Source organism: Streptomyces similanensis, from assembly GCF_039543625.1.
GTDB lineage: Bacteria > Actinomycetota > Actinomycetes > Streptomycetales > Streptomycetaceae > Streptomyces > Streptomyces similanensis.
Map to the genome: position 1 here is coordinate 115009 of NZ_BAABKC010000079.1, position 6937 is coordinate 121945.

General features: G+C 71.8%; 7 protein-coding genes. 4 read left to right on the forward strand and 3 right to left on the reverse strand.

Features of this window, described 5'->3' with window-relative positions; genetic code table 11:
• Positions 1–631 precede the first annotated feature (631 nt).
• Positions 632–940, forward strand: coding sequence for a co-chaperone GroES (gene groES / locus ABEB07_RS25925; protein ID WP_086729066.1), 309 nt, complete (start codon positions 632–634; stop codon positions 938–940).
• A 115-nt stretch (positions 941–1055) separates the two neighbouring features.
• Positions 1056–2681, forward strand: coding sequence for a chaperonin GroEL (gene groL, locus ABEB07_RS25930; protein ID WP_164582078.1), 1626 nt, complete (start codon positions 1056–1058; stop codon positions 2679–2681).
• A gap of 132 nt (positions 2682–2813) precedes the next feature.
• Here groL and ABEB07_RS25935 read toward each other — a convergent pair whose 3' ends face one another.
• Entirely contained in the window at positions 2814–3587 is a 774-nt protein-coding gene (locus ABEB07_RS25935) for an SDR family NAD(P)-dependent oxidoreductase (RefSeq protein ID WP_345670512.1), read from the reverse strand.
• 97 nt (positions 3588–3684) lie between these two features.
• Positions 3685–4353 carry an MOSC domain-containing protein gene (locus tag ABEB07_RS25940; protein WP_345670521.1) on the reverse strand — a complete coding sequence of 223 codons (669 nt, stop codon included), beginning with the start codon at positions 4351–4353 and terminating at the stop codon, positions 3685–3687.
• Between the two features lie 83 nt (positions 4354–4436).
• On the opposite strand from ABEB07_RS25940, the gene ABEB07_RS25945 reads away from it, so the two are divergent.
• On the forward strand, positions 4437–5369 hold the full coding sequence (locus ABEB07_RS25945; RefSeq protein WP_164582074.1) for a LysR family transcriptional regulator: 933 nt from the start codon (positions 4437–4439) through the stop codon (positions 5367–5369).
• Between the two features lie 116 nt (positions 5370–5485).
• Here ABEB07_RS25945 and ABEB07_RS25950 read toward each other — a convergent pair whose 3' ends face one another.
• Entirely contained in the window at positions 5486–5815 is a 330-nt protein-coding gene (locus ABEB07_RS25950) for a WhiB family transcriptional regulator (RefSeq protein ID WP_164582072.1), read from the reverse strand.
• Positions 5816–6195: 380 nt separating this feature from the next.
• On the opposite strand from ABEB07_RS25950, the gene ABEB07_RS25955 reads away from it, so the two are divergent.
• Positions 6196–6807, forward strand: a complete 612-nt coding sequence (locus ABEB07_RS25955; protein WP_003948568.1) for a response regulator transcription factor — start codon at positions 6196–6198, stop codon at positions 6805–6807.
• Positions 6808–6937 lie beyond the last annotated feature (130 nt).

Genomic DNA, 6937 nt, shown 5'->3' on the forward strand with positions numbered 1-6937 from the left:
ACGGCCACGGCGAGCACCAGCTGCACCGCGCCGGTGAACCGGGCCCCGCCGCGCACCAGCAGCACCCCGGCCGTGCCGGCCGCCAGCGCGAAGCCGCCGTAGAGCAGCGCCGGGGCCAGATCGCCCGGCGGCACCCCGGCGGGCCCGCCGCCCGGAGCCTCCACCTGCCCCAGCCCGCGCACGGCGAGCACGATGACCACCAGCAGCCCGCCCGTCACGTCCGCCACCAGCACGAGCAGGAACAGAAGCCCGCCGGTGACCGCGCCCGAAGCAGTGGAACATGACCGCATGGCCCTACGGTCATACAAAACTGCCGACACGGGAAGGGGGCGGACGGCTCGCTTCCCTGTGAGTACGGACGGGCGTCCTCCGCCGACCGCCCCGGCCGCCCCGAGCCCCGGCAACCTCGCACACACGTACGACAAACCGTGCCCGGATTCCGACGCGCCACGAGGCAATTGGCACTCCGCTTGACCGAGTGCTAACGACGGTCATAGTCTCAGGTCTGGCACTCCCCCCGGGAGAGTGCCAACAAAGCGACGGGCAGGTCCGGCACCCGCGACGACGGATCGACCTGGTCGCCACCTCAGACAGTTAACCCCGTGAGATCTCCGAAGGGGGAGGTCGGATCGTGACGACCGCCAGCTCCAAGGTTGCCATCAAGCCGCTCGAGGACCGCATCGTGGTCCAGCCGCTCGACGCCGAGCAGACCACGGCTTCGGGCCTGGTCATTCCGGACACCGCCAAGGAGAAGCCCCAGGAGGGCGTCGTCCTGGCCGTGGGCCCGGGCCGCTTCGAGGACGGCAACCGTCTTCCGCTCGACGTCCAGGTCGGCGACGTCGTGCTCTACAGCAAGTACGGCGGCACCGAGGTGAAGTACAACAACGAGGAGTACCTCGTTCTCTCGGCCCGCGACGTGCTCGCGATCATCGAGAAGTAAGTCACCTCAGCGTTCATGCTGTGAGCTGCGCCCCTGGCCCCCGCGACCGATAAGAAGCCGGGCGCCCGGGGCGCGGCCCTTTTCACCCCAGATTTCCGAGAGGGCTCCCGCTGCCATGGCGAAGATCCTGAAGTTCGACGAGGACGCCCGTCGCGCCCTCGAGCGCGGCGTCAACAAGCTTGCCGACACGGTGAAGGTGACGATCGGTCCGAAGGGCCGCAACGTCGTCATCGACAAGAAGTTCGGCGCCCCGACCATCACCAACGACGGCGTCACCATCGCCCGCGAGGTGGAGATCGAGGACCCGTACGAGAACCTCGGCGCGCAGCTGGTGAAGGAGGTGGCGACCAAGACCAACGACATCGCGGGCGACGGCACCACCACCGCCACCGTGCTCGCCCAGGCGCTGGTGCGCGAGGGCCTGAAGAACGTCGCCGCCGGCGCCTCCCCGGCGCTGCTGAAGAAGGGCATCGACGCCGCGGTCAAGGCCGTCTCCGACGACCTGCTCGCCTCGGCCCGCCCGATCGACGAGAAGTCCGACATCGCCGCCGTGGCCGCGCTGTCCGCCCAGGACCAGCAGGTCGGCGAGCTGATCGCCGAGGCGATGGACAAGGTCGGCAAGGACGGCGTCATCACCGTCGAGGAGTCCAACACCTTCGGTCTGGAGCTGGACTTCACCGAGGGCATGGCCTTCGACAAGGGCTACCTGTCCCCGTACTTCGTCACCGACCAGGAGCGTATGGAGGCCGTCCTCGACGACCCGTACATCCTGATCCACCAGGGCAAGATCTCCTCCATCTCGGACCTGCTTCCGCTGCTGGAGAAGATCATCCAGGCGAACGCCTCGAAGCCGCTGCTGATCATCGCCGAGGACGTCGAGGGCGAGGCCCTGTCGACCCTGGTCGTCAACAAGATCCGCGGCACCTTCAACGCCACCGCCGTCAAGGCCCCCGGCTTCGGCGACCGCCGCAAGGCGATGCTCCAGGACATGGCGGTCCTCACCGGCGCCACGGTCATCTCCGAGGAGGTCGGCCTCAAGCTCGACCAGGCCGGTCTCGACGTGCTCGGCTCCGCCCGCCGCGTCACCGTCACCAAGGACGACACCACGATCGTCGACGGCGCCGGCGACAAGTCGGACGTCCACGGCCGCGTCGCGCAGATCAAGGCCGAGATCGACAACACCGACTCCGACTGGGACCGCGAGAAGCTCCAGGAGCGCCTCGCGAAGCTGGCCGGCGGCGTGTGCGTGATCAAGGTCGGCGCCGCCACCGAGGTGGAGCTGAAGGAGAAGAAGCACCGTCTGGAGGACGCCATCTCCGCGACCCGCGCCGCGGTCGAGGAGGGCATCGTCTCCGGTGGCGGCTCCGCGCTGGTCCACGCCGTCAAGGTCCTGGAGGGCAACCTCGACAAGACCGGCGACGAGGCCACCGGTGTCTCGGTCGTCCGCCGCGCCGCCGTCGAGCCGCTGCGCTGGATCGCCGAGAACGCCGGCCTCGAGGGCTACGTCATCGTCTCCAAGGTGGCCGAGCTGGAGAAGGGCAGCGGCTACAACGCCGCCACCGGCGAGTACGGCGACCTGGTCAAGGCCGGCGTCATCGACCCGGTCAAGGTCACCCGCTCCGCCCTGGAGAACGCCGCCTCCATCGCCTCCCTCCTCCTGACGACCGAGACCCTGGTCGTCGAGAAGAAGGAAGAGGAAGAGCCGGCCGCCGCGGGCCACGGCCACGGCCACGCCCACTGAGGCGACCCGCCGGGCCGGACAGCGGCTTGAGTGAACCACCGGTGCCCGGCCCCCTTTCCCAGGGGGCCGGGCACCGGTGCGTGCGACGCGCCCTACGGCCGGAGCGCCGCCCCTCCTACGCGCCCTGCTCGGTCACCGCGGGCCGTACTTGCGGCCCGTGCGCGAGGTGACCCCGCCCAGCAGGCCCCGCGGCGTCAGCTTCACCAGACCCATCAGCGCCTTGTAGCGGGGGTCCGGGATCGACAGCGTACGGCCGCGGGCCAGATCGGCGAGGGCCGCGGCGACCAGCTTGTCCGCGTCCAGCCACATCCAGTTCGGGATGTTGTCCGTGCCCATCCCGGCCCGCTCGTGGAACTCGGTGCGCACGAAGCCCGGACACAGCGCCATCAGACGCACGCCGCTGCCGGCCAGGTCGCGCGCCGCGCCCTGGGTGAACTGCACGACCCACGCCTTCGACGCGCCGTAGGTGCCGCGCGGCACGAACGCCGCCACCGAGGCGACGTTCACCACCCCGCCCCGGCCGCGCTCGCGCATCGCCGCGGTCGCCGCCGACGTCAGCCGCAGCACCGCCTCGATGTGCACCTTGAGCATCCGCAGCTCGTCGTCCATCGGGACGTCCAGATAGCGGCCCTTGTTGCCGAACCCCGCGTTGTTGACCAGCAGGTCCACCGGGTTCCTGCGGTCGCCCAGCCGGGCCGCGACCGCCTCGACGCCCGCGTCCGTCGCCAGGTCGGCGGTCAGTACCTCCGCCTCGATGCCGTGCTTGTCGTGCAGCTCGGTCGCCTGCTCGGTCAGCCGCTTGGTGTCGCGCGCCACCAGGACGAGGTCGTGCCCGTCCGCCGCCAGCCGCCGCGCGAAGGCGGCGCCGATGCCCGCGGTCGATCCCGTAATCAGAGCCGTTGTCATGGCGAAAGGTTAGTGGCCCGGACCGCCCCGTCCCGATCTGCGCACAGGCTCTCCCGATCGGTGGAGGACGGGTGCGCACGCCGACGCGCACGGCGCGTCAGCCCGCGTACGCCTCCGCGTACTTGCGCGCCGCCGCCAGCGACTCCGGGTGCAGCGCCGGCCCCGCCGCCAGCAGCCGCGGCAGCAGCGAGCGCTCCGTCGTGCCGGCCCGGAACTCCATCGCCACCGTCACGTCGTGGTCCGGCCGGTGCACGATCTCGACCGGGTCGCCCGCGCGCACCTCACCCGGCTCCAGCACCCGCAGATACGCGCCCGGCGCACCGTTCAGCGTGAACCGCTTCACCCACCCCTTCTCACCCAGATGGCCCTGGAAGGTGCGGCACGGGATGCGCCCGCTGGTGACCTCCAGCACCACCGACGGGCCGATCCGCCAGCGCTCGCCGATCCGCGCCCCGCTGACGTCCAGGCCCGCCGTGGTGAGGTTCTCGCCGAACGACCCGTTCGGCAGCGTCCGGCCCAGCTCGCGCTCCCAGAAGTCCAGGTCCTCGCGCGCCATCGCGTACACGGCCTGGTCGTCGCCGCCGTGGTGGCGCGTGTCGCACACCGCGTCCCCGGCCAGCCCGCTCGCGCCGACCCCCTTGGGCCCCGGCGCCGACACCCGCACCGGCCCGTCCGCCGGCCGCTTGTCGATCCCGGTCACCCCCTGCGGATGGTCGGTGTACGGCACCGTCCGGGCCCGGCCGAGATTGACGGAGAGAAGCTGCATCATGCCCGCACGGTAGGCGAACGGGGGCCAAAGTGTCGAAGCGATATCAAGTGACCCGACCAAGGGAGGCTTATGCTCGAAGGGTGATCGAGGCTCGACATCTCCGCGTGCTGCGCGCCGTGGCCACCAGCGGCTCCTTCTCGGCGGCGGCCCGCGATCTGGGCTGCACCCAGCCCGCCGTCAGCCAGCAGATGAAGGCCCTGGAGAGCTCCGTCGGCACCCCGCTGCTGGTGCGCGCCGGCCGCGAGATGCGGCTCACCCAGGCCGGCCAGGCGCTCGTCCGGCACGCCAACGGCATCCTCGCCGGGCTCACCGCCGCCGAGGAGGAGGTCGCCGCCATCGCGGGCCTGCGCGCCGGACGGGTCCGGCTGGTCTCCTTCCCCAGCGGCAGCTCCACCCTCGTGCCCACCGCGCTCGCCGCGCTGCGCGCCGCGCACCCCGGCACCCGGGTCTCCCTGGAGGAGGCCGAACCGCCCCGCTCCGTCGAACTGCTGCGCGAGGGCGACTGCGACGTGGCCCTCGCCTTCCGCTACGAGGGCGCGGCGGGCACCGACGCCATGGGCCGGGACACGGGAGCCGCGGAGGAGTGGGCGGACCTGGTGGTGCGCCCGCTGCTGACCGACCGGCTCGTCGCGCTCGTGCCCGAACGGCACCGGCTGGCCCGGGCCGGCTCCGGCCCGGTCGACATCGCGGAACTCGCGGCCGAGCCGTGGATCGCCGGCTGCCCGCGCTGCCGCGGCCAGCTGGTGGAGGTGTGCGCCGGCGCGGGCTTCACGCCCCGCATCGACTTCGCCACCGACGACTACCCGGCGGTGGCCGGACTGGTGGGCGCCGGCCTCGGCGTCGCCGTCCTGCCCGAGCTCGCGATCGAGTCCGTACGGCCCCGGGGCGTGCGCGCCGTGCCCCTGGAACCCGCGGTGCGCCGCGAGATCGTCGCCCTCACCCTCCCCGACCTGTCCCAGGTCCCGGCGGTGGCCGCGACGCTGGACGAACTGGTGCGGGCCGGGGCGCGCTGAGGGCGGGGCGTGGTCGGGCGGGGCCGCCGTACGGACCGCCGCCGGGACCGCCGCGGCACAACTGGGGCACGCCTGCGCGTGCCCTTGGTGGCCGTGATCGGAGAAGAAACGTTCCTTCAGGTGTTCGAAGCGGTGTCGCCGCCCGGCGACGAGGCCGTCACCAGGCGGTTCCTCGCCCGCCCCATCAGCTCCTCGCGCTCGTCCTCGGTGAGGCCGCCCCACACTCCGTACGGTTCGCGCACCGCCAAGGCGTGCGCCGCGCACTCCGCCCGGACCGGGCACCTCATGCAGACCTCCTTGGCCGAGTTCTCGCGGGCGCTTCGGGCCGCGCCGCGCTCACCCTCCGGATGGAAGAAGAGCGAGCTGTCCACCCCGCGGCAGGCAGCCAGCAGCTGCCAGTCCCACAGGTCCGCATTCGGTCCTGGAAGGCGGGAGAAATCTGCCATTGCGTGACCCCTTGTAACCGTTCGGTGCGGATACGGTGCCGACGACCGTACATCTCCGATCTAAGGAGATGAAAATATGACTCATTGCGAATCTAGCCCTAGACACCTGGAAACGGGAAGAAAAGGGGCTGAATGGGGCATACCTTGTGATGAAAAGTTGAGGGGATGACGTTGTGTCTGCCCTGTGTCCGCTCCCTCACGTAGAGTGCCGAAAACGGCGTACAGCCCCGTAACTCTTTCGAGTGACCGTCGTTGAGAGTGCGGAGGCGGTTGAAAACACAAGTGCTCGGGCAGGCGTCCGAGACGGTCGACCGCACAGGTGACGATTTCGTACCAGCCTGGAGGCTCAAGGTGACGCGCATCAGCTGCGGAGGGCGGCCATGACATCCGTCCTCGTCTGCGACGACTCCCCGCTTGCCCGAGAGGCGCTCCGCCGCGCGGTCGCGACCGTGCCCGGCGTCGAGCGCGTGACGACGGCGGCCAACGGCGAGGAAGTCCTCCGCCGCTGGGGCGCCGACCGCTCGGACCTCATTCTGATGGACGTGCGCATGCCCGGACTGGGCGGCGTCGAGACGGTCCGGCGGCTGCTCTCCGCCGACCCCGGGGCGCGCATCATCATGCTCACGGTCGCCGAGGACCTCGACGGCGTGGCGCTCGCCGTCGCCGCCGGCGCCCGCGGCTATCTGCACAAGGACGCCTCCCGCGCCGAGCTGCGCGCCACGGTGACCCAGGCCCTCGCCGACCCCACCTGGCGGCTCGCCCCGCGCCGGCTGCGGTCCGCCGAGATGGGCGCCGCGCCGACGCTGACCGCGCGGGAGATCCAGGTGCTGGAGGGCATGAGCCACGGCCGCTCCAACGCGGAGATCGGCCGTGAGCTGTTCCTCTCCGAGGACACCGTCAAGACGCACGCCCGCCGGCTGTTCAAGAAGCTCGGCGCCTCCGACCGCGCGCACGCGGTGGCGCTCGGCTTCCGCTGGGGCCTGGTCCGCTAGGCCGGTCCCACCGGGCCCGGCCGACCCGGCCGGGGTGGTACGTGAGCAGGGGGCCGCCGACGCCGCCGCCGACGCCGGACGCCGCAACGCGACGACGCGCCGCGGGGGCGCGTGGTGCGGCGACGGTGCC